This is a genomic window from Pseudomonas sp. MS01C9 (genome assembly GCF_058202755.1).
In genome coordinates, this window is record NZ_CM177073.1 from 3,851,258 (window position 1) to 3,877,723 (window position 26,466).

The following is a 26,466-nucleotide window of genomic DNA, read 5'->3' on the forward strand; positions in this document are numbered from 1 at the left end:
AGCGTGTGGATCACTCCGCGTTGCACAGCGCCAGGCAGTTATCCAGCATGCGGTTGGAGAAGCCCCACTCGTTGTCATACCAGGCCAGTACCTTGAGCAGCTTGCCGCTGACCTTGGTGTGGTTGGCGTCGAAGATCGACGACAGCGGGTTGTGGTTGAAGTCACTGGAAACCAGGGGCAGGGTGTTATAGCCCAGGATCTTCGAATGCTGGCTGGCCTGGCGCAACAGCGCATTGACTTCGTCGGCCGAGGTCTCGCGCTTGAGCTGCACGGTCAGGTCCACCAGGGAAACGTTGATCACCGGCACGCGCACGGCCATCCCGGTCAGCTTGCCCGCCAGTTCCGGCAGCACCAGGCCCACCGCCTCGGCGGCGCCGGTCTTGCTCGGGATCATGTTCTGGGTGGCGGAACGGGCGCGATACGGGTCGCTGTGGTAGACGTCCGTCAGGTTCTGGTCGTTGGTGTAGGCATGGATGGTGGTCATCAGGCCGCTTTCGATGCCCAGCTCGCGGTGCAGCACCTGGGCCACCGGGGCCAGGCAGTTGGTGGTGCAAGAGGCGTTGGAAATGACCTGGTGGGACTGGCGCAGAATGTCGTGGTTCACGCCATACACCACGGTGGCGTCGGCCCCCTTGGCCGGAGCCGAGATGATCACCTTGCGGGCGCCGGCGCTGATATGCGCGGCGGCCTTGGCGCGGTCGGTGAACAGCCCGGTGCATTCGAAGACCACGTCGATCTTCTCGGCGGCCCAGGGCAGGTCGGCCGGATTGCGGATGGCGCTGACCGAGATGCGGTCGCCATTGACCGTCAGGCTTTCGTGATCGTGCTGGACATCGGCATCGAACGTGCCGTGGACGGTGTCGAACTTGAGCAGATGAGCATTGATCGCACTGTCACCCAGGTCGTTGATGGCGACGATCTGCAAGTCGCGACGATAGCCTTGGGTATAAAGTGCACGGAGGACGTTGCGGCCGATGCGGCCAAAACCATTGATTGCGATTCGAAGAGTCATTAACTGCGCCGCCGTCGATTTGTTGTTGGAATTACAAGATTATTCGCATAAAAATAGAAAACAAGCCTTTTTGATGGCAATATTTTGTTTTATCTACAACGAGTGACCTGCATCAACTGGTCCGAATGGTCGACAAGCCGCCTGCCGCCCCCTGTGGGCGGGGCTTTTGACCAGCATAGACAATCAGGTCGCCATACCCGTTAGCCTGGAGTTCTACACATGCATCCCCGCGTACTTGAGGTCACCGAACGGCTTATCGCCCGCAGCCGCGCCACGCGTCAGGCTTACCTTGCACTGATTCGCGGCGCCGCCAGCGACGGGCCGATGCGCGGTAAATTGCAGTGCGCCAATTTCGCCCACGGCGTCGCCGGTTGCGGCAGCGAAGACAAGCACCACCTGCGGATGATGAACGCCGCCAACATCGCCATCGTGTCTTCCTATAACGACATGCTGTCGGCCCACCAGCCTTACGAAACCTTTCCGGAACAGATCAAGAAAGCCCTGCGCGAAATCGGCTCGGTCGGCCAGTTCGCCGGCGGTACTCCCGCCATGTGCGATGGCGTGACCCAGGGCGAGGCGGGGATGGAGCTGAGCCTGCCGAGCCGCGAAGTGATCGCCCTGTCCACGGCCGTGGCGCTGTCCCACAACATGTTCGACGGCGCGCTGATGCTCGGCATCTGCGACAAGATCGTCCCGGGCCTGATGATGGGCGCGTTGCGCTTCGGTCACTTGCCGACGATCTTCGTGCCCGGCGGGCCGATGGTCTCGGGCATTTCCAACAAGGAAAAGGCTGACGTTCGCCAGCGCTACGCCGAGGGCAAGGCCACTCGCGAAGAGCTGCTGGAATCGGAGATGAAGTCCTATCACAGCCCCGGTACCTGCACCTTCTACGGCACCGCCAACACCAACCAGTTGCTCATGGAAGTGATGGGCCTGCACCTGCCGGGCGCTTCGTTCGTCAACCCGAACACCCCGCTGCGCGATGCCCTGACCCGCGAGGCGGCCTACCAGGTGACGCGCCTGACCAAGCAGAGCGGCAACTTCATGCCCATCGGCGAAATCGTCGACGAGCGGGCGCTGGTCAACTCCATCGTCGCGCTGCACGCCACTGGCGGCTCCACCAACCACACGCTGCACATGCCGGCCATCGCCATGGCGGCCGGGATCCAGTTGACCTGGCAGGACATGGCCGACCTCTCCGAGGTGGTGCCGACCCTCAGCCACGTCTACCCGAACGGCAAGGCCGACATCAACCACTTCCAGGCGGCGGGTGGCATGTCCTTCCTGATTCGCGAACTGCTGGAAGCCGGTCTGCTGCATGAGGACGTCAACACCGTGCTCGGCCATGGCCTGAGCCGCTATACCCAGGAGCCGTTCCTCGAAGACGGCGAGCTGGTATGGCGCGACGGCCCGACCGAAAGCCTCGACGAAAACATCCTGCGCCCGGTGGCCCGGGCATTCTCTGCCGAGGGTGGCCTGCGAGTCATGGAGGGCAATCTGGGGCGCGGGGTGATGAAGGTCTCGGCCGTGGCCCTGGAAAACCAGATCGTCGAAGCGCCGGCCATGGTGTTCCAGGATCAGCAGGACCTGGCCGATGCGTTCAAGGCCGGTCTGCTGGAGAAGGATTTCGTCGCAGTCATGCGCTTCCAGGGGCCTCGCTCCAATGGCATGCCGGAGCTGCACAAGATGACGCCGTTCCTCGGCGTGCTGCAGGATCGCGGCTTCAAGGTGGCGTTGGTGACGGACGGTCGCATGTCCGGCGCGTCGGGGAAAATCCCGGCGGCGATTCATGTCAGCCCCGAAGCTTATGTCGGTGGTCCGTTGGCCCGGGTGCAGGAGGGCGATATCATCCGCGTGGACGGCGTCAAAGGCACCTTGGAACTGAAGGTGGACGCCGAGGAATTCGCCGCGCGCGAACCGGCCAAGGGCCTGTTGGGCAACAACATCGGTACCGGTCGCGAGCTGTTCGGCTTCATGCGCATGGCCTTCAGCTCGGCAGAGCAGGGCGCCAGCGCCTTCACTTCTGCCCTGGAGACGCTTAATTGAAACTGGCTTTGGTCGGTGACATCGGTGGGACCAACGCACGTTTCGCGTTGTGGAAGAACCACAACCTGGAGAATATCCAGGTGCTGGCGACGGCGGACTACGCCTGCCCCGAAGATGCCATCAAGGTTTACCTGAGCGGCATGGGCATGGAGCCAGGCGCCATTGGCTCGGTGTGCCTCTCCGTGGCGGGGCCGGTGAGCGGCGATGAGTTTCGCTTCACCAACAACCATTGGCGCTTGAGCAATCTGGCGTTCTGCCGGACCTTGCAGGTGGAGCAACTGCTGCTGGTCAACGACTTTTCGGCCATGGCCCTGGGCATGACCTGCCTGCGTCCCGGCGAATATCGGGTCGTCTGCCAGGGCACTCCCGAGCCGATGCGTCCGGCGGTGGTGATCGGGCCGGGCACCGGGCTGGGTGTCGGTACGCTGCTGAACCTGGGCGAGGGGCGTTTCGCGGCCTTGCCGGGTGAGGGCGGTCATGTCGACCTGCCGATGAGCAGTCCGCGGGAAACCCAGCTGTGGCAACACATCTACAACGAGATCGGCCACGTCAGCGCCGAGACCGCCCTGAGTGGCAGTGGCTTGCCCAGGGTGTACCGGGCGATCTGCGCGGTGGACGGCCACGTGCCGGTACTCGACACCCCGGAATCCATCACCGCCGCCGGCCTGGCCGGCGACCCCATCGCCCTGGAAGTGCTCGAGCAGTTCTGTCGCTGGTTGGGGCGCGTGGCGGGTAACAATGTGTTGACGGTGGGAGGGCGAGGCGGTGTCTACATCGTCGGTGGCGTGGTCCCGCGGTTTGCCGATTTTTTCATCGAGAGCGGTTTCGCCCGTTGTTTCGCCGACAAGGGCTGCATGAGCGATTACTTCAAGGGTATCCCGGTCTGGCTGGTGACGGCGCCGTATCCCGGGCTCATGGGCGCGGGTGTGGCGTTGGAGCAATCTGCACAAGCTTGAAGTTCGAACCGCGTACCTTGTGGGAGCGAGCTTGCTCGCGATAGCGGTGTAACAGTCAACTCAAGGATGACTGACACTCCGTTATCGCGAGCAAGCTCGCTCCCGCAGTGTGTCTGTAGTCCTCATCCATCAGGCATAATCCGCCCCAATCCAAACAACAAGGACGAGGCCCGTGAGTTCAGTGAACAAATCGATTTTGTTGGTCGACGACGACCAGGAGATTCGCGAGCTGCTGGACACCTACCTCAGTCGTGCGGGTTTTCAGGTGCGCACCACCCCGGATGGCGCCGGGTTTCGCCAGGCGTTCAACGAAGCGCCGAGCGACCTGGTGATCCTCGATGTGATGCTGCCCGACGAGGACGGCTTCAGCCTGTGTCGTTGGGTTCGCCAGCACCCGCGCCAGGCGCACGTGCCGATCATCATGCTGACCGCCAGCTCCGACGAAGCCGACCGGGTCATCGGCCTGGAACTGGGGGCCGACGACTACCTGGGCAAGCCCTTCAGCCCCCGGGAACTCCAGGCCCGCATCAAGGCCCTGCTGCGCCGGGCCCAGTTCGGCCAGGAACGCTCCGGCGGCGAAGTGCTGGCCTTCGACGAGTGGCGGCTGGATATGATCAGCCACCGCCTGTTTCACGCCGATGGCGAAGAAGTCATCCTGTCCGGCGCCGACTTCGCCCTGCTCAAGCTGTTCCTCGATCATCCCCAGGAAATCCTCGACCGCGACACCATCGGCAACGCCACCCGTGGCCGAGAATTGATGCCCCTGGACCGGATCGTCGACATGGCGGTCAGTCGCCTGCGCCAACGCTTGCGCGATACGGAAAAACCGCCGCGGCTGATCCGTACGGTGCGCGGCAGCGGCTATCAGTTGGCGGCCAATGTGGTTGCCTGCAATGGGCACTGACTGGATCAGGAAGATCGCCCAGCGGGTGCCGGTGCCACGTTCGTTGCTGGGACGGATGTTGCTGCTCACGCTGTTGGTGGTGTTGTTCGCCCAGACCTTGTCCAGCCTGATCTGGGTATCGCAACTGCGTGCCACCCAGCTCGAGGGCCTGGTGACCAGTGCCCGCAGCCTCGCCCATTCAATGACCGCCAGTGTCAGCTACCTGCGTTCGCTGCCGGTGGCCTATCGGCCGCTGGTGCTGGATCAACTGCGCAGCATGGGCGGCACGCGGTTCGTCGTGACCCTCAATGACAAGCCCCTGGGCATGGATGTGCTCCCGAACACGCCGCGTAAACTGGCGGTGCTCAAGGCGGTGGATGAGGTATTGCGCCGCTCCCTGGGCAATAACGCCGACATCTCCGTCAAGTTTGTCAGCCCCGAGGACCTGCGGATCTTCAACGGCGGCCTCAAGCTCGATGAGTTGCCCCGTTCATGGGCTCATTACGCCCTGACCCTGGAGCCGGTGAACCCGCCTGTCCTGGTCACGCAGATCCAGATGGCGCCGGGCGAATGGTTGTACATCGCCTCGCTGCTGCCCGAACCCTATACCAGTCTCGAAGAGCAGGACCTGCCCAAGCAGCAGGTCGGCTTCATCGTGCTGACCAGCTCCCTGCTGTTGCTGTTCATCGGTTTGCTGGTGCATTGGCAGAGCCGGCCGCTCAAGCGTCTGGCCCGGGCGGCGCGGGACATGTCGCTGGGCGCCGAGGTGGAGCCCGTGGCCGAGGGGGGGGGCAGCGAAGTGGTGGAAGTGGGGCGGGCCTTCAATGCGATGCGCGAACGGATCAGCCGCTACCTGACCGAGCGCAGCCAGTTGTTCAGCGCGATTTCCCATGACCTGCGCACGCCCATTACCCGCTTGCGGCTGCGGGTCGAGCTGTTGGAAGACGAGAACCTGCAGGCCAAGTTCGGCCGCGACCTGGACGAGCTGGAACTGCTGGTCAAAGGCGCCCTGCAATGCGTCAAGGACACGGATATCCACGAGAACATCGAGCCGGTGGACCTCAACCATGTGCTCGACTGCCTGGTGGAGCCTTACTTGGCACCCAACGGCAATGGTCGCGTCACCCAGGATGGCCGGGCACTGGCGCCTTATCCGGGCAAGCCGCTGGCCCTCAAGCGCTGCATCGGCAACCTGATCGACAATGCCTTGAAATACGGGCAGAACGCTCATTTGCATATCGATGACGACGAAACCGCGTTCATCCTGCACGTCGACGACGAAGGCCCGGGTGTGCCGGAGCAGCGCCTTGAGCAAGTCTTCGAGCCGCATTTCCGCCTGGCCGGACAGCAGCAGGGCTACGGCCTGGGCCTGGGCATCGCCCGCAACATCGCCCATAGCCATGGCGGCGAGGTCAGCCTGCAAAACCTGCGCGAAGGCGGGTTGCGGGTGACCTTGCAGTTGCCTCGCAGTGTGGATTGATCGGGCCGCGTAATCGTTACATCGCAAGCGAGCTCGCTCCCATACTGGGTCTTCGGTGTTCACAAAACCTCTGTGGGAGCGAGCTTGCTCGCGATGGCGCCAGTCGTCTCGATCCATCTCTCCCGGTCAAATGTCACAAGTTGGTGACATAACTCGTCCCTTTCGTTACCTGGCCCATCCCCTCCCTTGTTTAGACTCCCTGCGTTAAAACAACAAAAAAGGTACTGCGATGGACACCTTCCACCCGGCCTTCAGCAGTTGGCTGAATGCTCCTGCCCACCAGCAATGGCTTGCCGCCGAAGGCTTGCGGCTGCTGGCGTTCGCCAGGGCCTCGAAGTTGCCGGACGGCTTCGGCAATCTCGACGAGCTAGGCAGCCTGCCGGCTGACGCGCGGGCCGAAACCATGAACACCGCTCGCATGACCCATAGCTTCGCCATGGCACATATCCAGGGCCTGCCCGGTTTCGCCGAATTGGTGGACCATGGGATCCAGGCCCTCAGCGGCCCGCTGCGCGACGCCGAGCACGGTGGTTGGTTCGCGGTGGCCAATCCGGATGACAACGACACGGGCAAAGCCGCCTACCTGCATGCCTTCGTTGCCCTGGCCGCCAGTTCCGCTGCAGTAGCCCAGCGCCCCGGTGCCGAGGCCTTGCTCAAGGAGGCGGTGCGGGTCATCGACGAACATTTCTGGTGTGAAGAAGAGGGGGCCTTGCGCGAGTCCTTCAACCGCGACTGGCGTGAAGAGGAAGCCTATCGCGGCGCCAACAGCAACATGCACGCCACGGAGGCTTTCCTGGCCCTGGCCGATGCCACGGACGACCCGCGCTGGCTGGCCCGCGCGCTGCGGATCGTCGAACGCGTCATCCACGGCCATGCGGCCGCCAACGATTACATGGTCGTGGAGCATTTCGATCGCGACTGGCAACCGCTGCGCGAATACAACCACGACAATCCCGCCGACGGTTTCCGCCCCTATGGCACTACTCCCGGCCATGGTTTCGAATGGGCGCGCCTGCTGCTGCACCTCGAGGCCGCGCGTGTACGGATCGGCATGCTGACGCCGGGCTGGCTGGTCCAGGATGCGCAAAGACTCTTCGAGCACAATTGCCGTCATGGTTGGGATGTCGATGGTGCCCCCGGCATCGTCTACACCCTGGACTGGGACAACCGCGCCGTGGTCCGTCATCGCCTGCACTGGGTGCATGCCGAAGCGGCAGCGGCGGCCAGCGCCTTGCTCAAGCGCACCGACGAAGCGCAATACGAGACCTGGTACCGACGTTTCTGGGAGTTCTGTGACAAGCATTTCATCGACCGCTGCAACGGCAGCTGGCATCACGAACTCGACCCGCAGAACCGTCCCAGCGCCGACATCTGGCCGGGCAAGCCGGACCTTTATCATGCCTGGCAGGCCGTGCTGATACCGCGCCTGCCGCTGGCACCCAGCATGGCATCGGCCCTGGCGCGGTTGTCCGCGCCGGTGCCTGTGTAACCATGTCGTGACATACGCGCGTCCCTTCGTTACCTGCGAAGGGATTGCCCCTGATTAGAATCCATGCAGCGCAAGCACCAGACTTGCATGCATAACAAAAAGAAAGGTACTTCTAGATGAATGCGATTTCTCGCCTCGCTACTGTCATTTCTCTTGCTTCCCTGCTTCCCGTCGCAGCATTCCCCGTCAGCACCCTGGCCGCCGAATCGAAAGGTTCCGTGGAAGTCGTTCACTGGTGGACGTCGGGTGGTGAAAAAGCCGCGGTCGATGTGCTCAAGGCCCAGGTAGAAAAAGACGGCTTTACCTGGAAGGACGGCGCTGTCGCCGGTGGCGGCGGTTCCACCGCCATGACCGTACTCAAGAGCCGCGCCGTGGCCGGCAACCCTCCGGGCGTAGCCCAGATCAAGGGCCCGGACATCCAGGAATGGGCGACTACCGGCCTGCTCGACACCGATGTCCTGAAGGACGTCGCCAAGCAGGAGAAGTGGGACAGCCTGCTGGACAAGAAAGTCTCCGACACCGTGAAGTACGACGGTGACTACGTCGCCGTGCCGGTGAACATCCACCGCGTCAACTGGCTGTGGATCAACCCGGAAGTCTTCAAGAAAGCCGGCATCACCAAGAACCCGACCACCCTCGAAGAGTTCTACGCCGCCGGTGACAAGCTCAAGGCCGCAGGCTTCATTCCCCTGGCCCACGGCGGCCAGCCTTGGCAGGACAGCACCGTGTTCGAAGCCGTGGTGCTCTCGGTCATGGGAGCCGATGGCTACAAAAAGGCACTGGTCGACCTGGACAACAAGGCGCTGACCGGTCCGGAAATGATCAAGGCACTGACCGAGCTGAAGAAAGTCGCGACCTACATGGACGCCGATGGCAAGGGGCAGGACTGGAACCTGGAAGCGGCCAAGGTCATCAACGGCAAGGCCGGCATGCAGATCATGGGTGACTGGGCCAAGAGCGAATGGACCGCGGCCAAGAAAGTCGCCGGCAAGGACTACGAGTGCGTAGCCTTCCCGGGCACCGACAAGGCCTTCACCTACAACATCGACTCCCTCGCGGTGTTCAAGCAGAAAGACGAAGGCACCGCGGCCGGTCAGCAGGACATCGCCAAGGTCGTCCTGGGTGAAAACTTCCAGAAGGTCTTCAGCATCAACAAGGGTTCGATCCCGGTGCGTAACGACATGCTGGCCGACATGGCCAAGTACGGTTTCGACTCCTGTGCCCAGACCGCCGCCAAGGACTTCCTGGCAGACGCCAAGAATGGCGGCCTGCAGCCAAGCATGGCGCACAACATGGCGACCACGCTGGCGGTACAGGGGGCGTTCTTCGACGTAGTGACCAACTACATCAACGACCCGAAAGCCGACCCGGCCGATGCTGCGAAGAAGCTTGGCGCGGCGGTTCAGTCGGCCAAGTAACTGCGCCGCGGTCCCTTGTGGGAACGGGCCTTTGTGGTGAGAGGATTTAGCGAAACGTTGCACCGCCCCGATGGGTCGCACAGCGGCCTCGAAAAAGTTGCCATGTCGGAGTATTGGAAACACCGCATGCAATGGCTTTGCGGCTGCTTCGCAGCCGATCGGGGATAAATCCCCTCGCCACAGAACTCGCCCCACAAGGAAATGTTTGTAGTCTTTCTCTGTTTTGGATTTTCCCCATGAGTTCTGTTGCTGTGTTCAGCAAGGCCTCGCCGTTCGATGCATTGCAGCGCTGGCTACCGAAACTGGTACTGGCGCCGAGCATGTTCATCGTGCTGGTGGGGTTCTATGGCTACATCTTGTGGACGTTCGTTCTGTCGTTCACCACTTCTACCTTCCTGCCAACCTACAAGTGGGCAGGCCTGGCTCAATACGCACGGCTGTGGGACAACGACCGCTGGTGGGTGGCGAGCAAGAACCTCGCGGTCTTCGGCGGCATGTTCATCGGCATCACCCTGGTGATCGGCGTGTTGCTGGCGGTATTGCTCGACCAGCGCATCCGTCGCGAAGGTTTCATCCGCACCATTTACCTGTACCCGATGGCGCTCTCCATGATCGTCACCGGTACTGCCTGGAAATGGCTGCTCAACCCGGGCATGGGCCTGGACAAACTGCTGCGTGACTGGGGCTGGGAAGGCTTTCGCCTGGACTGGCTGATCGATCCGGATCGCGTGGTCTATTGCCTGGTCATCGCTGCCGTCTGGCAGGCCTCGGGCTTTATCATGGCGATGTTCCTGGCCGGCCTGCGAGGTGTCGATCAGTCGATCATCCGCGCTGCCCAGATCGATGGCGCGAGCATGCCGCGCATCTACTGGAAAGTGGTGCTGCCCAGCCTGCGTCCGGTGTTCTTCAGTGCCGTGATGATCCTGGCGCACATCGCGATCAAGAGTTTCGACCTGGTGGCGGCGATGACGGCCGGTGGTCCGGGTTACTCGTCCGACCTGCCTGCCATGTTCATGTATTCCTTCACCTTCAGTCGTGGCCAGATGGGCATGGGCTCGGCCAGTGCGATCCTGATGCTCGGCGCGATCCTCGCGATCATCGTGCCTTACCTGTATTCCGAGCTGAGGACCAAGCGTCATGACTAGTCTCGCCGCCAAACCTGCCATCAGCTTCAGCCGCATCGCGATCTACGCGGTACTGATCCTGGCCGTGCTGCTTTACCTGGTGCCGCTGGTGGTCATGCTGTTGACCAGCTTCAAGACGCCCGAAGACATCAGCACCGGTAACCTGTTGAGCTGGCCTGCCGAGGTCAGCGGCATCGGCTGGGTCAAAGCCTGGGCCACGGTGAACGGGTATTTCTGGAACTCGATCATGATCACCGTCCCGGCGGTGCTGATCTCCACCGCCATCGGTGCGCTGAACGGCTACGTGCTGTCGATGTGGCGCTTCCGCGGGTCGCAGCTGTTCTTCGGCCTGCTGCTGTTCGGCTGCTTCCTGCCGTTCCAGACCGTGCTGCTGCCGGCCTCGTTCACCCTCGGCAAGATGGGCCTGGCCAGCACCACCACCGGCCTGGTGTTCGTGCACGTGGTGTACGGCCTGGCATTCACCACGCTGTTCTTCCGCAACTACTACGTCAGCATTCCCGATGCGCTGGTGAAGGCGGCGCGCCTGGACGGGGCGGGCTTCTTCACCATCTTCCGGCGGATCATCCTGCCGATGTCGACTCCGATCATCATGGTCTGCCTGATCTGGCAGTTCACGCAGATCTGGAACGACTTCCTGTTCGGTGTGGTGTTCTCCAGCGGCGATTCGCAGCCCATCACGGTGGCGCTGAACAACCTGGTCAACACCAGCACCGGGGCCAAGGAATATAACGTTGATATGGCGGCGGCGATGATCGCCGGGCTGCCGACCCTGCTGGTCTATGTGGTCGCAGGCAAGTATTTCGTGCGCGGGCTGACGGCCGGCGCGGTCAAGGGGTAATCATGGCAACGCTTGAACTTCGCAATGTAAACAAGACTTACGGCGCCGGCCTGCCCGACACCTTGAAGAACATCGAACTGTCCATCAAGGATGGTGAGTTCCTGATTCTCGTAGGGCCTTCGGGTTGCGGCAAGTCGACCTTGATGAACTGCATCGCCGGCCTGGAAACCATCACCGGTGGCGCGATCATGATCGGCGACCAGGACGTCAGCGGCATGAGTCCCAAGGATCGCGACATCGCGATGGTGTTCCAGTCCTACGCGCTGTACCCGACCATGAGCGTGCGGGAGAACATCGAGTTCGGCCTGAAGATCCGCAAGATGCCGCAATCGGCCATCGACGAGGAGGTCTCTCGCGTCGCCAAGTTGCTGCAGATCGAACATCTGCTCAACCGCAAGCCCGGCCAGCTCTCCGGTGGCCAGCAACAGCGGGTGGCCATGGGCCGGGCGCTGGCGCGGCGGCCAAAGATCTACCTGTTCGACGAACCGCTGTCCAACCTCGACGCCAAGCTGCGGGTCGAGATGCGCACCGAAATGAAACTGATGCATCAGCGCCTCAAGACCACCACCGTCTACGTGACCCACGACCAGATCGAGGCCATGACCCTGGGCGACAAAGTGGCGGTGATGAAGGACGGGATCATCCAGCAGTTCGGCACCCCGAAGGACATCTACAACAACCCGGCCAACCTGTTCGTGGCCAGTTTCATCGGTTCGCCACCGATGAACTTCATCCCCCTGCGCCTGCAGCGCAAGGATGGCCGCCTGCTGGCGCTGCTCGACAGCGGCCAGGCCCGGTGCGAGCTGCCGCTGGGGATGCAGGACGCCGGCCTGGAGGATCGGGAAGTGATCCTCGGCCTGCGTCCGGAGCAGATTGCATTGGCCGGCACCGAGCCCAACGGCTTGCCGACCATTCGCGCCGAAGTCCAGGTCACCGAGCCCACCGGCCCGGACACCCTGGTGTTCGTCAACCTCAACGACACCAAGGTCTGCTGCCGCCTGGCACCGGACGTCGCGCCACAGCCGGGGGAAAACCTGACGCTGCAATTCGATCCATCGAAAGTGCTGCTGTTCGATGCCCAGTCCGGCGAACGCCTGGGCGTGGCCGCCCAGCCGCAGGCCGATGCCCGGACCGCCAACGTGGCGCAGTTCAAGGGGCGATGAGGCATCAAGGTGGGAGGGGCTTGTTCGTGAGGGCGGTGGGTAAGTTGCCTGAGCTGTTGAATGGCATGCCGTCATCGTGGGCCGGGCCTTTCCCACAGGGATATGTGGCGGGCGGGAAACCGTCGGCCGCAATTGTTGTAAACCGCGTTAGATAAAAACAGTTAATAACAATAAAGACGAGGAATGTAGGGATGAAAAAGAAGAATAACGCCCAGCTTATCTGCCAGCTATCAGCCGTTGCGGCGATGATGCTGGCCGGTAGCGCCCAGGCTGCCGAGGCGTTCAGCGCCGATTCGAAGTGGATGACGGGTGACTGGGGCGGCGAGCGGACCCGGCTGCTCGAGCAAGGTATCGATATCAAGGCCGATTACGTCGGTGAAATGGGCGCCAATCTCCATGGCGGCTACAACGACGACAAGACCGCGCGCTGGTCGGGCCAGTTTGGCCTGGGCGTGGCGCTGGATCTTGAAAAGCTGGCAGGCTGGGACGACACGGAAGCCAAGATCCAATTCACTCGCCGGGACGGTCGCAACATTTCCAACGACCGTATCGGTGATCCACGTGCCGGTACCCTCAGTTCTTCCCAGGAAGTCTGGGGCCGTGGGCAAACCACCCGTCTGACCCAGTTGTGGATCAAGCAGAAATACTTCGACAGCAAACTGGACGTCAAGGCCGGTTACTACGGCGTGGGTGAAGACTTCAACACCTTCCCCTGCGAGTTCCAGAACCTGGCGTTCTGCGGTTCGCAAGCGGGCAACTGGGCGACCAACATCTGGTACAACTGGCCAATCATGCAGGCGGCCATCCGGTTCAAATACAACATCACGCCTGAGCTTTATGCACAGATCGGCGCCTACAACCAGAACCCTTCGCAACTGGAAAACAACAACCGCTACAAGCTCAGCGGCAGTGGCACTGAAGGTACCCTGATTCCGGTGGAGTTGGTCTGGACGCCTAAACTCAATAACCTGCCAGGCGAATACCGCGTGGGTTACTACAAGAGCACGGCCAAGGCCGACGATGTGCGCGAGGACGAAAACGGCAACGATGCCGCCACCACCGGTCTCGCCTATCGCAGCCACAGCAGCAAGCACGGCTACTGGCTCGTGGTGCAGCAGCAGCTCACCACCCACAACGGCGATGCTTCCCGCGGCCTGAACATCGCGGCCAACGCGACTTTCCACGACAAGGACACCAACGTCGTCGACAACTACCAGTCGCTGATGTTCGTGTACAAGGGGCCATTCGACGCGCGTCCGAAAGATGACGTCGGCATCGGCTTCGCTCGTATCCATGTCAACGATGACGTGAAGAAAAACGCCGAGCTGACCAACGTGGCCAACGGTGTCAGCGACTACGACGATCCGCTGTTCTCGCCGTTGCGCAACACCGAATACAACTATGAAATCAACTACGGCTTCCATGTCACCAACTGGCTGACCGTGCGTCCCAACCTGCAATACGTCACTCACCCGGGCGGTGTCGATGAAGTCGATAACGCGCTGGTGGCCGGCCTGAAAATTCAGTCGGTGTTCTAACGTTGTTGCGATAAGCTCCTCTCTATGTGCGCATATTTGCGGACGGCCAAGGCTGTCCGCTTTTTTTTGCGCAGCATGGTCAACGCGCAACCTGGGTCAGGGGATTTAGCGAAACGTCGCATCGCCCGCTGGGGCGCGCAGCGGCCCTGCAACAGGCACCTCGGTATTTTGGTTGACTGCTTTGGGACTGCTCCGAGTCCAGTGGGGTAGAGGCTTTGCCACAAAAACTGTCGCATCAATTGTGAGTTCAATGATTTCCAGGATCGCGGCATATGCATGAGCATCCGCTACAACGCTTCTTCAGATCCTTGCGCGAGCGGCCGGTGTTTGCGTGGGAACGCTATCGGCAGCGCGACGTGCTGGTGATCGACCACCCGTTGTGCCAGGCGGTGTTCAGTCGCCAGGGGGCGCAATTGCTGCACTTCCAGCCGCGTGGGCAAAAGCCCTGGTTGTGGTGTGCGGCCAAGTGGCCCCATGTCGGGGCGATACGCGGAGGGGTGCCGGTGTGCTGGCCGTGGTATGGCCGTCATCCGAGCGAGAATGCCTGGCCGTCCCACGGCTGGGCGCGGTTGATCGACTGGAAACTGTTGGACAGCCGCAGTGACGACGACGGTGTGCACCTGCATTGGCAGTTACGGTTGTGTGATTGGCAAGTGGACCTGCATGCAGACCTGGGCGAACGCATGGAGCTGCGCCTGAGCACCGAGCACCAGGACAGCCTGCCTTGCCAGTTGAGCCAGGCGTTGCACGCCTATTGGCGTATTGGCGACGTGGGTGAGGTAGCGCTGTCTGGGCTCGAAGGCGCTCAAGGTTATGATCATCTGAACCGTGCGGCCTGCCGACAGGAAGGCGAGTTGCGGGTCGAGGGGGGCTGCCAGCGGGTGTTCCAGCACGGGGGAGAGTTGCAGCTCAAGGACCATGCCTGGCAGCGTGAGCTGTGCATCGATACCGGCGACAGCGCCGATACCGTGGTGTGGCATCCCGGCGCCCGACCGTTGCTGGGGGTGAGCTGGGACGAGGTCAATGAGTTCGTCTGCGTCGAAGCAGCCAGTGGCGGCACCGACAGCCTGTGCCTGGCGCCGGGGGAGCGGGCGCATTTGAGTTTGCAGGCTTGGGTGGGGGCTTGATGCAGGGGGCAGGGTGGTGGGTGAGGCTGCTGGCCCCATGGCGAGCAAGCTCGCTCCCACACTGGACCTTCACATTCACAAGACCCTGGTGGGAGCGAGCTTGCTCGCGATGACGGCCTGTCAGGCAGTAAGGCTCTCAGGCTCGGTCAGTTGAACTCATCCCCCACCGGATACCGGCTGGCATTCAGGCTTTCCTTGATCTTGCGCAGATGCGGCTGGAAATCCACGCCCCGGCGCAGAGTCATGCCCGTGGCGAGCACGTCCAGCACGGTGAGCTGGATGATCCGCGAGGTCATCGGCATGTAGATGTCGGTGTCTTCGGGCAGCGGGATGTTCAGGCTCAGGGTGCTGGCCTTGGCCAGGGGCGAGTTCTCGGCGGTCAGGCCCAGCACCGATGCGCCGTTTTCCCGGGCGATGCGGGCGACTTCCACCAGTTCGCGGGTGCGGCCAGTGTAGGAAATGATCACGAACAGCTCGCCGGTGTGGGCTACTGAAGCGATCATGCGCTGCATCAGCACATCGGCATGGGCGGTGACCGCCAGGTTGAAGCGGAAAAACTTGTGCTGGGCGTCCAGTGCCACCGGGGCCGATGCGCCGAGGCCGAAGAAGTGGATCTGCCGGGCCTGGATCAACAGGTCCACGGCCCGGCTGATCAAATTTGGATCGAGTGCCTGGCAGGCGCTGTCCAACGAGGCGATGGCACTGCCAAAGATCTTCTGGGTATAGGCTTGCGGATTGTCGTCGGCCTCTACCGCACGGCTGACGTATGCGGCGCCGCTGGCCAGGCTCTGGGCCAGTTGCAGCTTCAGTTCAGGGTAGCCGCTGACGCCGAATGAACGGCAGAAGCGGTTGACGGTTGGTTCGCTGACCGACGCGGCCTGGGCGAGGGCGGCGATGCTGAAACGGGTGGCCTGCTGTGGGTTGAGCAGGATCACCTCGGCCACCTTGCGCTCAGCCTTGTTGAGGTCTTCAAGGCGACTCTGGATCTGCTCCAGTAGATTTCGCACGCGGTCCATAAAAGATTCCTAGAAAGACGGGTCTTTGAAACGACCCTTTGCGGTGGCCTATCCTACTGTTGGCTCCGACGGACCACCACTCGGAATCGATATTTTCGGAAAATGTTGTGGTTATTACTACATTTTTCCTTGAGTGATGCCTTGAAAAAAGGTATTTGTAGCCTAACTTGATAAAAGAACAAACATCATGCCTCCGATTACGGTTGAACCGTGCACCTTTGCCTTGTTCGGCGCGCTGGGCGATCTGGCCTTGCGCAAGCTGTTTCCTGCCCTTTACCAACTCGATGCGGCAGGCCTGCTGCACGAGGACACGCGCATCCTCGCCCTGGCGCGTGAGCCGGGCAGCGAGCAGCAGCACCTGGCATTCATCGGCACCGAACTGCGCCGCTACGTGGGCGACAAGGACCTGAGCGAAACCGTCGTCGAGCGCTTCATGGCGCGTTTGACCTACCTGCACGTGGATTTCCTCAAGGCCGACGATTACGTCGCCTTGGCCGAGCAGGCCGGTTCCGCCCAACAGGTCATCGCCTATTTCGCCACGCCGGCAGCAGTGTACGGCGCCATCTGCGAGAACCTGGCGAAGGTCGGCCTGAGCGAGAACACCCGCGTCGTGCTGGAGAAACCCATCGGCTCGGACCTGGAGTCGTCGCGCAAGGTAAACGACGCCGTGGCGCAGTTCTTCCCCGAGAACCGCACCTATCGCATCGACCACTACCTGGGCAAGGAGACGGTACAGAACCTGATCGCGCTGCGTTTCGCCAACAGCCTGTTCGAAACCCAGTGGAACCAGAACTACATCTCCCACGTGGAAATCACCGTGGCCGAGAAGGTCGGCATCGAGGGCCGCTGGGGTTATTTCGACAAGGCCGGCCAACTGCGGGACATGATCCAGAACCACCTGCTCCAGTTGTTGTGCCTGATTGCCATGGACCCGCCGGCCGACCTGTCCGCCGACAGTATCCGCGACGAGAAGGTCAAGGTGCTCAAGGCCCTGGCGCCGATCAGCCCGGAAGGCCTGACCACCCAGGTGGTGCGTGGCCAGTACATCGCCGGCCACAGCGAGGGCAAAGCGGTGCCCGGTTATCTGGAAGAACCCAATTCCAATACCCAGAGCGATACCGAAACCTTCGTCGCCCTGCGCGCCGACATTCGCAACTGGCGCTGGGCCGGGGTTCCGTTCTACCTGCGTACCGGCAAGCGCATGCCGCAGAAGCTGTCGCAGATCGTCATCCACTTCAAGGAACCGTCCCACTACATCTTCGCCCCCGAGCAGCGCTTGCAGATCAGCAACAAGCTGATCATCCGCCTGCAGCCGGACGAAGGAATTTCCCTGCGAGTGATGACCAAGGAGCAGGGCCTGGACAAGGGCATGCAACTGCGCAGCGGCCCGCTGCAACTCAACTTTTCCGACACCTGGCGCAGCGCACGGATACCCGATGCCTACGAACGGTTGTTACTGGAAGTCATGAACGGCAATCAGAACCTGTTTGTCCGTAAAGATGAAATCGAAGCCGCGTGGACGTGGTGTGACCAGTTGATTGCCGGATGGAAGAAGTCCGGTGATGCGCCCAAGCCGTATGCAGCCGGCTCCTGGGGACCGATGAGCTCCATCGCACTGATCACGCGGGATGGGAGGTCGTGGTATGGCGATATCTGAAGTGAAACTGCCCGAGGGCGTCAGCGCCCTGGAATTCAAGAGCCCGGTGCTGCTGGCCGAGGAGCTGGCGCTGAAGGTGGCCGGGCAACTGCGCGCCGCGATCGATGCCCGTGGCCTGGCGGTGTTGGTGGTCTCCGGCGGACGCAGTCCGGTGGCGTTCTTCCAGAACCTGGCCAAACAGGACCTGGACTGGTCGAAGGTGGTGGTGAGCCTGGCCGACGAGCGTTGGGTGCCGACCGAACATGCCGACAGCAATGCCGGTTTGCTCAAGCGTTACCTGTTGCAGGGGGCCGCGGCCAAGGCCCGGTTCCTGAGCCTCTACAGCGCCAGTGCCAACCTGGAGGCCGCTGCCGAACAGGCGGATCGCCTGCTGGCCGAGTTGCCGCCCATCGACGTGCTGGTATTGGGCATGGGGGATGACGGGCACACCGCTTCCCTGTTCCCCGACAGCCCGAACCTGGCCGAAGCCCTGGACAGCGAAGGATCCCGTCGTTGCTGGCCGATGCTGGCACCGACAGTGCCGCGCCAGCGCCTGACCATGAGCCGCGCGCTGCTGGCTTCGGCGCAGCACAAGATACTGTCGATTTCCGGTCAATCGAAGTTGACCACCCTGAACGCCGCGGTGGCCGGCGGCGATGTCGCCGAAATGCCGATCCGCGCGTTTCTGCAACCTACGTTAGAGATTTACTGGTGCCCATGAACCAAGGATCAGCCGCTATGAAAAACCCATCCCCGACCGTTTCCATGGCGGACAAAGTTACCCTGATCGACAACCTCTGTGCCAAGGCGCGGATCCTGCCGGTCATCACCATCGCCCGTGAGCAGGACATCCTGCCGCTGGCCGATGCGTTGGCCGCCGGTGGCCTGACGGCGCTGGAGGTGACCTTGCGTTCCCAGTACGGCCTCAAGGCCATCCAGGTGCTGCGCGAGCAGCGGCCGGAGCTGGTGACCGGTGCTGGCACCGTGCTCGATCGCCACATGCTGGCGGCTGCCGAAGCGGCCGGCTCGCAGTTCATCGTGACCCCGGGCATCACCCGCGATCTGCTCGAAGCCAGCGTCCAGAGCCCGATTCCGTTGCTGCCGGGCATCAGCAACGCCTCCGGCATCATGGAAGGCTACAGCCTGGGCTACCGCCGCTTCAAATTGTTCCCGGCGGAAGTCAGCGGCGGTGTCGCGGCCCTCAAGGCGCTGGGCGGTCCGTTTGGCGAAGTGAAATTCTGCCCTACCGGCGGTGTGGGGCCGGCCAATATCAAGAGCTACATGGCGTTGAAAAACGTGATGTGCGTGGGCGGCAGTTGGATGCTCGATCCGGAGTGGATCAAGAACGGCGACTGGGCCCGCATCCAGGAATGCACTGCCGAGGCATTGGCGCTGCTGGATTGAATCTGACCTGATTTCGTTGGGTGTTCTACGGCTTTACGGTGCGCTTGGTCGGCGCACCGTTTTTTTTTTGCCCGAACTCTCTGAACAGGCACAGTCTTCTGTGGCAAGGGGATCAGTCCCCTCGCCACAAAAGACGGCGCGAGTCGTTAAATAGGGTTCAGCTCGATCAAGGCCTGGGTCAACCGCTCGATGTCGCTCGCCAGCGTGATCAGGCCAGGAGTGATGCGGATGCAGGAGCCGACGCTGGTGTTGCGCACCACGGTGAAGATCCCATAGTCGTTGAGCAGCCGATCGGCCATCGCCTGTTGGTCTGCCCGGGCGGTAAAGCGCATCGAGGTGATGCCGCAGTAGAGGCGCCGGTCATCCGGAGTCATGACTTCGATACCCGGTAGATCGCGCACGGCATTCACCCACAGGTTGCGCAGGTAACCGAGCCGCGCGCCCTTGGCCAGGGCTCCGCCCAGGGCATAGTGCTCTTCGAACACCAGGGGCAGGGTCATCAGGGCCGGGATGTTGGGCGTGCTGTGCGGGGTACGGGCACGGATGTCGGTCGCCGGGTGGCTTTCATCGTCCATGTCCGGGTCGATATCGGCCAGCCGATGTGGGGCAATGTACAGGAAGCCCAAGGCCAGGGGCGCGCCGATCCATTTCTGCAGATTGAATCCGGCGAAGTGGATGCCCAGCTTCTTGATATCGAAATCGATCTGGCCCAAGGCATGGGCGCCGTCGAGAATGATGTCGACGTCGAACTCCCGGGCCGCCTCGGCGATTGCCTGGACCGGCATCACCAGCCCGGTCAGGTGGTTCACGTAGGTCAGCGTCATCAGCTTCAGGCGCGGGTAGCGGATGAACGCTTCGCGATAGGTTCCCACCAGGCTCTCGAAACTGGCGGGATGCTGGTGGACCAGTTCGATGACCTCCACGCCACGCTGGCGAGCCAGCCAGCGCATGGCGCTCTTGACCGATGGATATTCCAGGTCGCAGATCAGGATCTGGTCGCCAGGCACCAGTCGGTTGTAGTTGCGTATCAACGATTGCAGGGCATCCACTGCGCTGCGGGTCAGCGCCACGGTTTGCGGGGCGACGTCGATCAGCTCCGCCACCTGGCGGCGTATCGCATCGCCATGTTCCTGGTCGAAATACTGCCGCACATAGAGCGAGTTGCTGCGGTTGATGAATTCGATATTGCGCTGGTATTCCTCCACCACGGTTCGCGACATGCGACCGAAGTAGCCGTTCTCCAGGTTCAGCGGCCCGTTGGGGTCGACATCGTAGCGGCCGACAAAGGTCTGCCAGAATGCTTCATCGTGGGCGCGTAGCGTGTTCTCAGGCATGGCGGGCTCTTTCAGGGGCGGGGCTTGGGCTTGCCGTGTTTGATGCGCAACGGATCGAGCAAGTCCGACAGACCGTTGTGATCGATCTCCTGCATCAGCGCCAGCAAGGCACCCAATTCACCGTGGGGAAAACCTTCCCGGGCGAACCAGTTCAGGTATTGGCCAGGCAGGTCAGCCAGGATTCGACCCTTGTATTTGCCGTAGGGCATCTGGCGCGTGACCAGCAGTTCCAGGTTTTGCGGATTCATGGCAGTCGTCTTGATTCGGGCAGGTTTGAAAATACAGGCATTCTGCATGCAGGCCAAATGACAGATCATGCAAATAACGCGGATACAGATTTGAGGGTTTTTGCTAACTGATTGATTTTAAATGGAGATTTCTTTGGTTTAGGGCTGGCATGGCCGATGCAACAGTCCTTGCAGGTTTTTTATTAACCAAGCAAAGGAATTGAAAAATGACTGACATGAACAAAGAAGCCATCTCCGTCCTGAATGACCTGATCCAGACCAGCAAGGACGGTCAGGAAGGCTTCAAGACCTGCGCTGAAGACATCAAGCACCCACAACTCAAGGCCCTGTTCGTCCAGCGCGCCGCCGATTGCGCCACTGCCGCGACCGAGCTGCAAGCGGCCGTTCGTTCCCTGGGCGGCGACCCGGAAACTTCCACCAGCGTGGCCGGTGACTTGCACCGCCGTTGGGTGGACGTGAAATCCATGTTCACCGGCAAGGACGAAGAGGCCGTGCTCAACGAAGCCGAACGCGGCGAAGACCATGCCCTCAAGGCCTACAGGGAAGCCATGGAGAAGATCAACAAACATAACCTGGTGGGCATCCGCGATCTGGTGGAGCGTCAGTACCACGGTGTGCAACGCAACCATGACCAGGTCAAGGCGCTGCGTAACCAGGCGAAAGCCAGCTAAGTCCGTGCCCTGAAAAAAAAACGCCAGCTTGCCTGGCGTTTTTTTATGGCGGGTACGACCGCCAACGGTTTGGCGAAGCGCGTCCCGGGGTTTGGGAACCGTCGTGTAACGGTGTGTTGTCCAATATCTAGTCAATAGCCTATGGACTGATATAGGTAGCTAGCTAATAATTACGCCTGCTGTCTCACATCCTTGCACTATTGTTATCGCAAACCCTGAAGAGTTTCCTGCGTGCCCATTACCCTACAGGCCTTGTTCGCCCCGGACCGTCTCGCTCTGCAGTTCGCCATCAAAACCGTATTGGGCGGCGGACTGGCGCTATGGCTGGCGTTGCGCTGGGGCCTGGAACAGCCTTCGTGGGCCTTGATGACTGCGTTCATCGTGGCGCAGCCGTTGTCCGGGATGGTGGTGCAGAAGGGCCTGGCACGGCTGCTCGGGACCTTGGTGGGCACCGCGATGTCGGTGGTGTTCATGGGCCTGTTCGCCCAGGCCCCCTGGCTGTTCCTGCTGGCGCTCGCGTTATGGCTGGGCCTGTGCACGGCCTGTTCGACGCTGCTGCGCAGCGCCTGGTCCTATTCGTTCGTGCTGGCCGGTTATACGGTCGCGATCATCGCCTTGCCCGCCATCTCCCATCCGCTGACGGTGTTCGACCAGGCCGTGGCGCGCTGTACCGAGATCAGCCTGGGCATTGTCTGTGCCACGGCCACCAGTGCGTTGCTCTGGCCGCTGCGGGTCGAGCAGCAACTGGCGGTCCAGGCCCGTACCGCCTGGCAGAGTGGCATGCAGGCGGCACGGGCCACCTTGGCCGGTGACGCCCAGGCGCGAAAAGGCTTGCTGGAGATCCTCGGCAAGATCGTCGCGGTGGATGCCCAGCGTGAGCACGCCTGGTTCGAAGGTCGCCTTGGCCGTCAGCGGGCCCGGGCCATCAGCGGCTTGAGCCAGAAATTGCTGATGCTGCTGCGCATGTCCCGTTCGGTGCGCCGGCAGTGGAAGCAGCTCGAGCCGCAGGAGGCCGAGGCCCTGCAGCCCTGGATGAATGAAGTGCGCCAAGCCCTCGATGCCGACAGCTCGACGTTGCGGGCGTTGCGGCCGCGGGTCATGGATGCCTCGAATGATCCGGGCATCAGTCCGGCGCAGAGCTATTGCCTGGCCCGTTTCGCCCTGCTGCTGGACACCGCCCTGGCCGCTTGCGCCGCGCTGAAGGCGGTAGAGGAGGGCAGGGAGGCGGCCGATCCACCGCGAACCCTCGCACCCCATCGCGACCTGTCCCTGGCCATGGTATTCGGGGCCCGCAGTGCCCTGGCGTTCCTGACGGTCGCCAGTTTCTGGCTGGCGACCGCCTGGCCGGCCGCATCCGGCGCACTCTTGCTCACTTGCGTGGTTTGCAGCCTGTTCGCCAGTCGCGAAAACGGCGCGCAGATCGGCATGAGTTTCCTGCGGGGAATCCTGCTGGCCGTGCCGACGGCCTTCGTGATCGGCGAGATCCTGCTGCCGCAATGGAGCAGTTTCGCCATGCTCTGCCTGGCCATGGGCGTTCCGCTGTTCCTGGGGGCGCTGGGCATGGCCAAGCCACCGATATTCGCCACGGCCACCTCGTTCTGCCTGCACTTTATCGTGCTGGTGTCGCCGCTCAACGCCATGAAGTACGACGTGGCGGCGTTCTTCAACAGTGCCCAGGCGATGATGATCGGCGTGGGCGCCGCGGTGCTGGCCTTCAAGCTGCTGATCCTGCGTGACCCGGCCTGGCATAGCCGGCGCTTGCTGGCGGCGACCCTGGACGATCTGGTGCGCCTGACCCACCGCAACCTGCGTGGTGCCGAGAGCTGGTTTGGCGGGCGCATGGCCGATCGACTGTTGCAACTGGCCAGGCATTATCCGGAATTGCCGGTGCCGGCGCGCAGCCGCTGGGACGACGGCCTGCTGGGCCTGGACATCGGCGATGAGCTGCTGCATCTGCGATTGAGCCTGGCGGTGGCCCAGATCCCGGACAATCTGGCGCAGACCCGTTACTTGGACGCACTTGAGCAGGTACTTGAGCGCGGCCCGTCCGGTGATCGGGCCGAAGCGCTGGCACCAGCGAGCGCCGAGTTCCTGCAAGCGCTGGCGAGCCAACCGCCTGGTGATGCGTTGAAGCTGGCCCAAGGGGCGGTGGTGCAACTTCAAAACAGCTGGCGCGCCTGGTGCCGCCAGCACGAATCCCAAAGCCAGGAGCACAGCCATGGGCTTGCGTGAGTGGTCGATCGGCGGGGTGTTGCTCAGCCCGTTCCTGATTTATGTGGTGCTGGCGCTGCTGGTGACCGGTGCGTTGCGCCTGTTGCTCAGCCTCGTGCCGGCCGGGCGCTGGATCTGGCATGAGGCGCTGTTCGACTGCGCCTTGTATGTCTGCGTCCTGACTGTCATTACTGTGGTCCTCGGGCCGTTATAAGGAGTTGAACATGCGGACCTCCGTACGAGTCGCCGTCACGTTGAGCGTGGTGGCGGTGGCGATCTTCGCCGGGTTTCACCTGTGGCAGTACTACATGCTTACGCCCTGGACCCGGGATGCGCGAATCCGTGCCGACGTGGTGGTGATCGCCCCCGACGTGTCCGGCTGGGTGCGCGAACTCAAGGCTGTGGATAACCAGCAGGTCAAGGCTGGCGACCTGCTGTTGAGCATCGACCGTGAGCGGTTCGAGGCTGCGGTGGAGAAGGCCCGGGCCGTGGTCCAGACCCGCCAGCAGCAATTGAACCTGCGCGAACACGAAGCCAGTCGTCGCGCGGCCTTGGGGCCACAGGCCATCAGTGCCGAACTGCGTGAAAATGCCCAGATCAACGCAGGCATCGCCCGGGGCGAGCTGCGTGAGGCCCAGGCCGAAGCCAAGGTCGCCGAACTCAACCTGGCCCGCAGCCAGGTCCTGGCGCCTCGCAGCGGCCATATCACCAACCTGCGGCTGGCCGAAGGCAACTATGTGAACGCCGGGCAGCCGGTCATGGCGCTGATCGACGACTCGACGTTCTATGTGCAGGCCTATTTCGAGGAAACCAAATTGCCGAGGATCCGCGTGGGCGATCCGGTCAAGGTCTGGCTGATGAGCGCAGGCCATGCGCTGGAAGGCCACGTGGAAAGCATCAGTCGCGGCATCACCGACCGCAATACCAATCCGGACACACAACTGCTGGCGGAGGTCGAGCCGACCTTCAACTGGGTGCGCCTGGCCCAGCGGATTCCGGTGCGGATCAAGCTGGACAAGGTCCCGGAAGGCGTGACACTGAGCGCCGGGATGACGGCGAGCGTGCAGGTGCGCGAAGACCAGCCATAGCTCATCGCACAACGGTCATTTGTGGCGAGGAGACAAATCCCCTCGCCACCTGTCATTCACTTTGGATCGTGGTAATCAACCGATGCTGATCGCCGGCAATGTCGGCAGCGTCACGGTCTGTTGCTTGCGCGGCGCGAGGATCTCGGCCTCGCCGTCCACCACCAGTTCGTCGCGCTGGTTGAACACGCGAGTGGCGATGCGCACGCGGAATTTCGGCAGCTTTTCCAGGATTTCCAGGCGCACGGTCAGGGTGTCGCCGATTTTCACCGGCTTCTGGAAGCTCATCTGCTGGCCGATGTAAATGGTGCCTGGCCCTGGCAACTCGCACGCCACCGCCGCGCTGATCAATGCCCCGCTGAACATGCCATGGGCAATGCGCTCCTTGAACATGCTCGCTGCCGCGAACTCGGCGTCCAGGTGCACCGGGTTGTGATCGCCCGACATCGCAGCGAACAGCTGGATGTCACGCTCCTCGACGGTCTTGCTGTAGCTGGCGGTCTGGCCAACTTCGAGGGCTTCGTAAGGGATGTTGGTAACCTGGGTCATCTGTCTGAAATCCTGAGATGGGTAAAAAGAAACACAGCCTACAGGCTGTATGAAAAACTATTCGCTTCGTTGCGGGCGTTTATGACTCAGCGCCTGGGCAACCCAGGCCAGCACATCGGCCGTCACTTCATCGCGGTTGGTTTCGTTGAACAATTCGTGCCGGGCCTGGGGGTAGATCTTCAATTGCAGGTTCCGGCTGCCGGCGTCGCGCAGGGCATCGGCCAGATCCTTCAGACGCTTGCCTTCGCTCACCGGATCACATTCGCCGCCCATTATCAGCAGTGGCAGGCCCGGATCGATCTGGGCGAGATTGGACGCCTTGCTGATCTGCTGCAGCCCGCCGAGCAGATCCACCCACAATTGGTTGGTGCAGCGAAAGCCGCACAACGGGTCCTGGATGTATTTGTCCACCTCGCTCGGATCCCGGCTGAGCCAGTCGAAAGGGGTACGGGCCGGCTTGAATTTCTTGTTGAAACTGCCGAACGACAGCCATTCGATCAGGGCGCTGCGCCCGGCCGCCCCCTGGCGCCAGCGTTCGAAACGGGCGATCTGGCGGGCGGCGCGGTAAAGCGCCACGGGTTGGAAGTTGGAACCGCTGAGGATCGCGCCATGCAGGCTCGCGCTGTGATGCAGCAGATAGGCCTGGGCAATATAGCTGCCCATGCTGTGGCCGAGCAGCAGTATGGGGGTGTCGGGGTGCTGCTGGCCGATGTGCTGGTTGAGACTGGCCAGGTCGCCGACCACTTTGGCCCAGCCATCCTGGTCGGCGTAATGGCCCAGTATCCCGCCCTCCGCGGTGCGCCCGTGGCCACGCAGGTCCGGTGCGTACACGCCATAGCCTTCGTTGCACAGGGCCTGGGCCAGGCGTGCATAGCGACCGCTGTGCTCGGCCATGCCGTGGGCCACCATGACCACCGCCCGGGGTGCGCCTTCGGGCAGCCACTGGTTGACGAACAGGCGGCTATGGTCAGTCGCGGGCAGCCAGAACGTTTGGTGGATCATGGCGCTTCCTTTACACGAGGGGTCATACACAGGGACATGCACTGAATCACACAGGCGTCGCTGCATTGTATAGCGCATCCGTTGCGTCTCGCCTGATCAGTGTCCACGCTCAGGCTCTGTGTGGCCCGTCCTGTCAGTCAACTTCGGATGCCTGGCCACCTCCATATCCCGCGTTGCCTTGGCCAAGGGCGTCCGGCATCCGAATTTGAACTGAC

24 protein-coding genes are annotated in these 26,466 nt (G+C 62.2%); 18 read left to right on the forward strand and 6 right to left on the reverse strand.

What is annotated here, in order from left to right; translation table 11 throughout:
* Window positions 1–10: 10 nt before the first annotated feature.
* Window positions 11–1,012: a type I glyceraldehyde-3-phosphate dehydrogenase gene (gene gap / locus AC1M7R_RS17590; protein ID WP_072398885.1), complete on the reverse strand. Its 1,002-nt coding sequence runs from the start codon at window positions 1,010–1,012 to the stop codon at window positions 11–13.
* A gap of 219 nt (window positions 1,013–1,231) precedes the next feature.
* Between gap and edd the strand changes: the two genes are divergently transcribed.
* The 11 genes from edd to AC1M7R_RS17645 all read left to right on the forward strand — a co-directional run bounded on the left by edd (window position 1,232) and on the right by AC1M7R_RS17645 (window position 15,095).
* Window positions 1,232–3,058 carry a phosphogluconate dehydratase gene (edd, locus tag AC1M7R_RS17595; RefSeq protein WP_072398884.1) on the forward strand — a complete coding sequence of 609 codons (1,827 nt, stop codon included), beginning with the start codon at window positions 1,232–1,234 and terminating at the stop codon, window positions 3,056–3,058.
* Complete coding sequence (locus tag AC1M7R_RS17600; RefSeq protein ID WP_072398883.1) at window positions 3,055–4,014, forward strand: glucokinase; 960 nt, start codon at window positions 3,055–3,057, stop codon at window positions 4,012–4,014. Before edd ends, AC1M7R_RS17600 begins: the two co-directional genes overlap by 4 nt.
* Window positions 4,015–4,186: 172 nt before the next feature.
* Window positions 4,187–4,918 carry a response regulator gene (locus AC1M7R_RS17605; RefSeq protein ID WP_072398882.1) on the forward strand — a complete coding sequence of 244 codons (732 nt, stop codon included), beginning with the start codon at window positions 4,187–4,189 and terminating at the stop codon, window positions 4,916–4,918.
* Entirely contained in the window at window positions 4,908–6,377 is a 1,470-nt protein-coding gene (locus tag AC1M7R_RS17610) for an ATP-binding protein (protein ID WP_072398881.1), read from the forward strand. Before AC1M7R_RS17605 ends, AC1M7R_RS17610 begins: the two co-directional genes overlap by 11 nt.
* Window positions 6,378–6,606: 229 nt before the next feature.
* Complete coding sequence (locus AC1M7R_RS17615) at window positions 6,607–7,866, forward strand: D-mannose isomerase (RefSeq protein ID WP_072398880.1); 1,260 nt, start codon at window positions 6,607–6,609, stop codon at window positions 7,864–7,866.
* 116 nt (window positions 7,867–7,982) lie between these two features.
* On the forward strand, window positions 7,983–9,284 hold the full coding sequence (locus AC1M7R_RS17620) for an ABC transporter substrate-binding protein (protein ID WP_072398879.1): 1,302 nt from the start codon (window positions 7,983–7,985) through the stop codon (window positions 9,282–9,284).
* Between the two features lie 236 nt (window positions 9,285–9,520).
* Window positions 9,521–10,429 carry a carbohydrate ABC transporter permease gene (locus AC1M7R_RS17625; RefSeq protein ID WP_072398878.1) on the forward strand — a complete coding sequence of 303 codons (909 nt, stop codon included), beginning with the start codon at window positions 9,521–9,523 and terminating at the stop codon, window positions 10,427–10,429.
* Window positions 10,422–11,267: a carbohydrate ABC transporter permease gene (locus AC1M7R_RS17630; protein ID WP_072398877.1), complete on the forward strand. Its 846-nt coding sequence runs from the start codon at window positions 10,422–10,424 to the stop codon at window positions 11,265–11,267. Before AC1M7R_RS17625 ends, AC1M7R_RS17630 begins: the two co-directional genes overlap by 8 nt.
* Before the next feature lie 2 nt (window positions 11,268–11,269).
* Window positions 11,270–12,430, forward strand: a complete 1,161-nt coding sequence (locus AC1M7R_RS17635; RefSeq protein WP_072398876.1) for an ABC transporter ATP-binding protein — start codon at window positions 11,270–11,272, stop codon at window positions 12,428–12,430.
* A 191-nt stretch (window positions 12,431–12,621) separates the two neighbouring features.
* On the forward strand, window positions 12,622–13,968 hold the full coding sequence (locus AC1M7R_RS17640; RefSeq protein ID WP_072398875.1) for a carbohydrate porin: 1,347 nt from the start codon (window positions 12,622–12,624) through the stop codon (window positions 13,966–13,968).
* A gap of 272 nt (window positions 13,969–14,240) precedes the next feature.
* Window positions 14,241–15,095 (forward strand): D-hexose-6-phosphate mutarotase, encoded by an 855-nt coding sequence (locus AC1M7R_RS17645; protein ID WP_072398874.1) that lies wholly within the window; start codon window positions 14,241–14,243, stop codon window positions 15,093–15,095.
* 146 nt (window positions 15,096–15,241) lie between these two features.
* Here AC1M7R_RS17645 and AC1M7R_RS17650 read toward each other — a convergent pair whose 3' ends face one another.
* Window positions 15,242–16,102, reverse strand: coding sequence for a MurR/RpiR family transcriptional regulator (locus AC1M7R_RS17650; protein WP_172679636.1), 861 nt, complete (start codon window positions 16,100–16,102; stop codon window positions 15,242–15,244).
* 196 nt (window positions 16,103–16,298) lie between these two features.
* On the opposite strand from AC1M7R_RS17650, the gene zwf reads away from it, so the two are divergent.
* From zwf to AC1M7R_RS17665, 3 genes are read left to right on the forward strand one after another with little or no spacing between them, the layout of a single operon-like run.
* The gene (gene zwf, locus AC1M7R_RS17655) at window positions 16,299–17,768 is read left to right on the forward strand and encodes a glucose-6-phosphate dehydrogenase (RefSeq protein WP_053153166.1); all 1,470 of its coding nucleotides are present in this window, start codon (window positions 16,299–16,301) and stop codon (window positions 17,766–17,768) included.
* Entirely contained in the window at window positions 17,755–18,468 is a 714-nt protein-coding gene (gene pgl / locus AC1M7R_RS17660; protein ID WP_103894834.1) for a 6-phosphogluconolactonase, read from the forward strand. The genes zwf and pgl overlap by 14 nt, the downstream gene beginning before the upstream one ends.
* A 17-nt stretch (window positions 18,469–18,485) precedes the next feature.
* Window positions 18,486–19,151 carry a bifunctional 4-hydroxy-2-oxoglutarate aldolase/2-dehydro-3-deoxy-phosphogluconate aldolase gene (locus AC1M7R_RS17665; RefSeq protein WP_072398872.1) on the forward strand — a complete coding sequence of 222 codons (666 nt, stop codon included), beginning with the start codon at window positions 18,486–18,488 and terminating at the stop codon, window positions 19,149–19,151.
* Between the two features lie 146 nt (window positions 19,152–19,297).
* Here AC1M7R_RS17665 and AC1M7R_RS17670 read toward each other — a convergent pair whose 3' ends face one another.
* Together AC1M7R_RS17670 and AC1M7R_RS17675 are read right to left on the reverse strand one after the other, a co-directional pair.
* Window positions 19,298–20,485 (reverse strand): aminotransferase class V-fold PLP-dependent enzyme, encoded by a 1,188-nt coding sequence (locus AC1M7R_RS17670; protein WP_341966036.1) that lies wholly within the window; start codon window positions 20,483–20,485, stop codon window positions 19,298–19,300.
* Between the two features lie 11 nt (window positions 20,486–20,496).
* On the reverse strand, window positions 20,497–20,733 hold the full coding sequence (locus AC1M7R_RS17675) for a DUF3820 family protein (RefSeq protein WP_072398893.1): 237 nt from the start codon (window positions 20,731–20,733) through the stop codon (window positions 20,497–20,499).
* Window positions 20,734–20,939: 206 nt separating this feature from the next.
* On the opposite strand from AC1M7R_RS17675, the gene AC1M7R_RS17680 reads away from it, so the two are divergent.
* The 4 genes from AC1M7R_RS17680 to AC1M7R_RS17695 all read left to right on the forward strand — a co-directional run bounded on the left by AC1M7R_RS17680 (window position 20,940) and on the right by AC1M7R_RS17695 (window position 24,703).
* Window positions 20,940–21,404, forward strand: a complete 465-nt coding sequence (locus tag AC1M7R_RS17680; RefSeq protein WP_072398870.1) for a ferritin-like domain-containing protein — start codon at window positions 20,940–20,942, stop codon at window positions 21,402–21,404.
* 231 nt (window positions 21,405–21,635) lie between these two features.
* Window positions 21,636–23,636 carry an FUSC family protein gene (locus AC1M7R_RS17685; RefSeq protein WP_072459496.1) on the forward strand — a complete coding sequence of 667 codons (2,001 nt, stop codon included), beginning with the start codon at window positions 21,636–21,638 and terminating at the stop codon, window positions 23,634–23,636.
* Window positions 23,623–23,829, forward strand: coding sequence for a DUF1656 domain-containing protein (locus AC1M7R_RS17690; RefSeq protein ID WP_003198565.1), 207 nt, complete (start codon window positions 23,623–23,625; stop codon window positions 23,827–23,829). Before AC1M7R_RS17685 ends, AC1M7R_RS17690 begins: the two co-directional genes overlap by 14 nt.
* 10 nt (window positions 23,830–23,839) lie before the next feature.
* Complete coding sequence (locus AC1M7R_RS17695; protein WP_072398868.1) at window positions 23,840–24,703, forward strand: efflux RND transporter periplasmic adaptor subunit; 864 nt, start codon at window positions 23,840–23,842, stop codon at window positions 24,701–24,703.
* A gap of 75 nt (window positions 24,704–24,778) precedes the next feature.
* On the opposite strand, the gene AC1M7R_RS17700 is transcribed toward AC1M7R_RS17695, so the two are convergent.
* Window positions 24,779–25,249 carry a MaoC family dehydratase gene (locus AC1M7R_RS17700; RefSeq protein WP_003227420.1) on the reverse strand — a complete coding sequence of 157 codons (471 nt, stop codon included), beginning with the start codon at window positions 25,247–25,249 and terminating at the stop codon, window positions 24,779–24,781.
* Between the two features lie 57 nt (window positions 25,250–25,306).
* On the reverse strand, window positions 25,307–26,251 hold the full coding sequence (locus tag AC1M7R_RS17705; RefSeq protein ID WP_490609778.1) for an alpha/beta hydrolase: 945 nt from the start codon (window positions 26,249–26,251) through the stop codon (window positions 25,307–25,309).
* Window positions 26,252–26,466 lie beyond the last annotated feature (215 nt).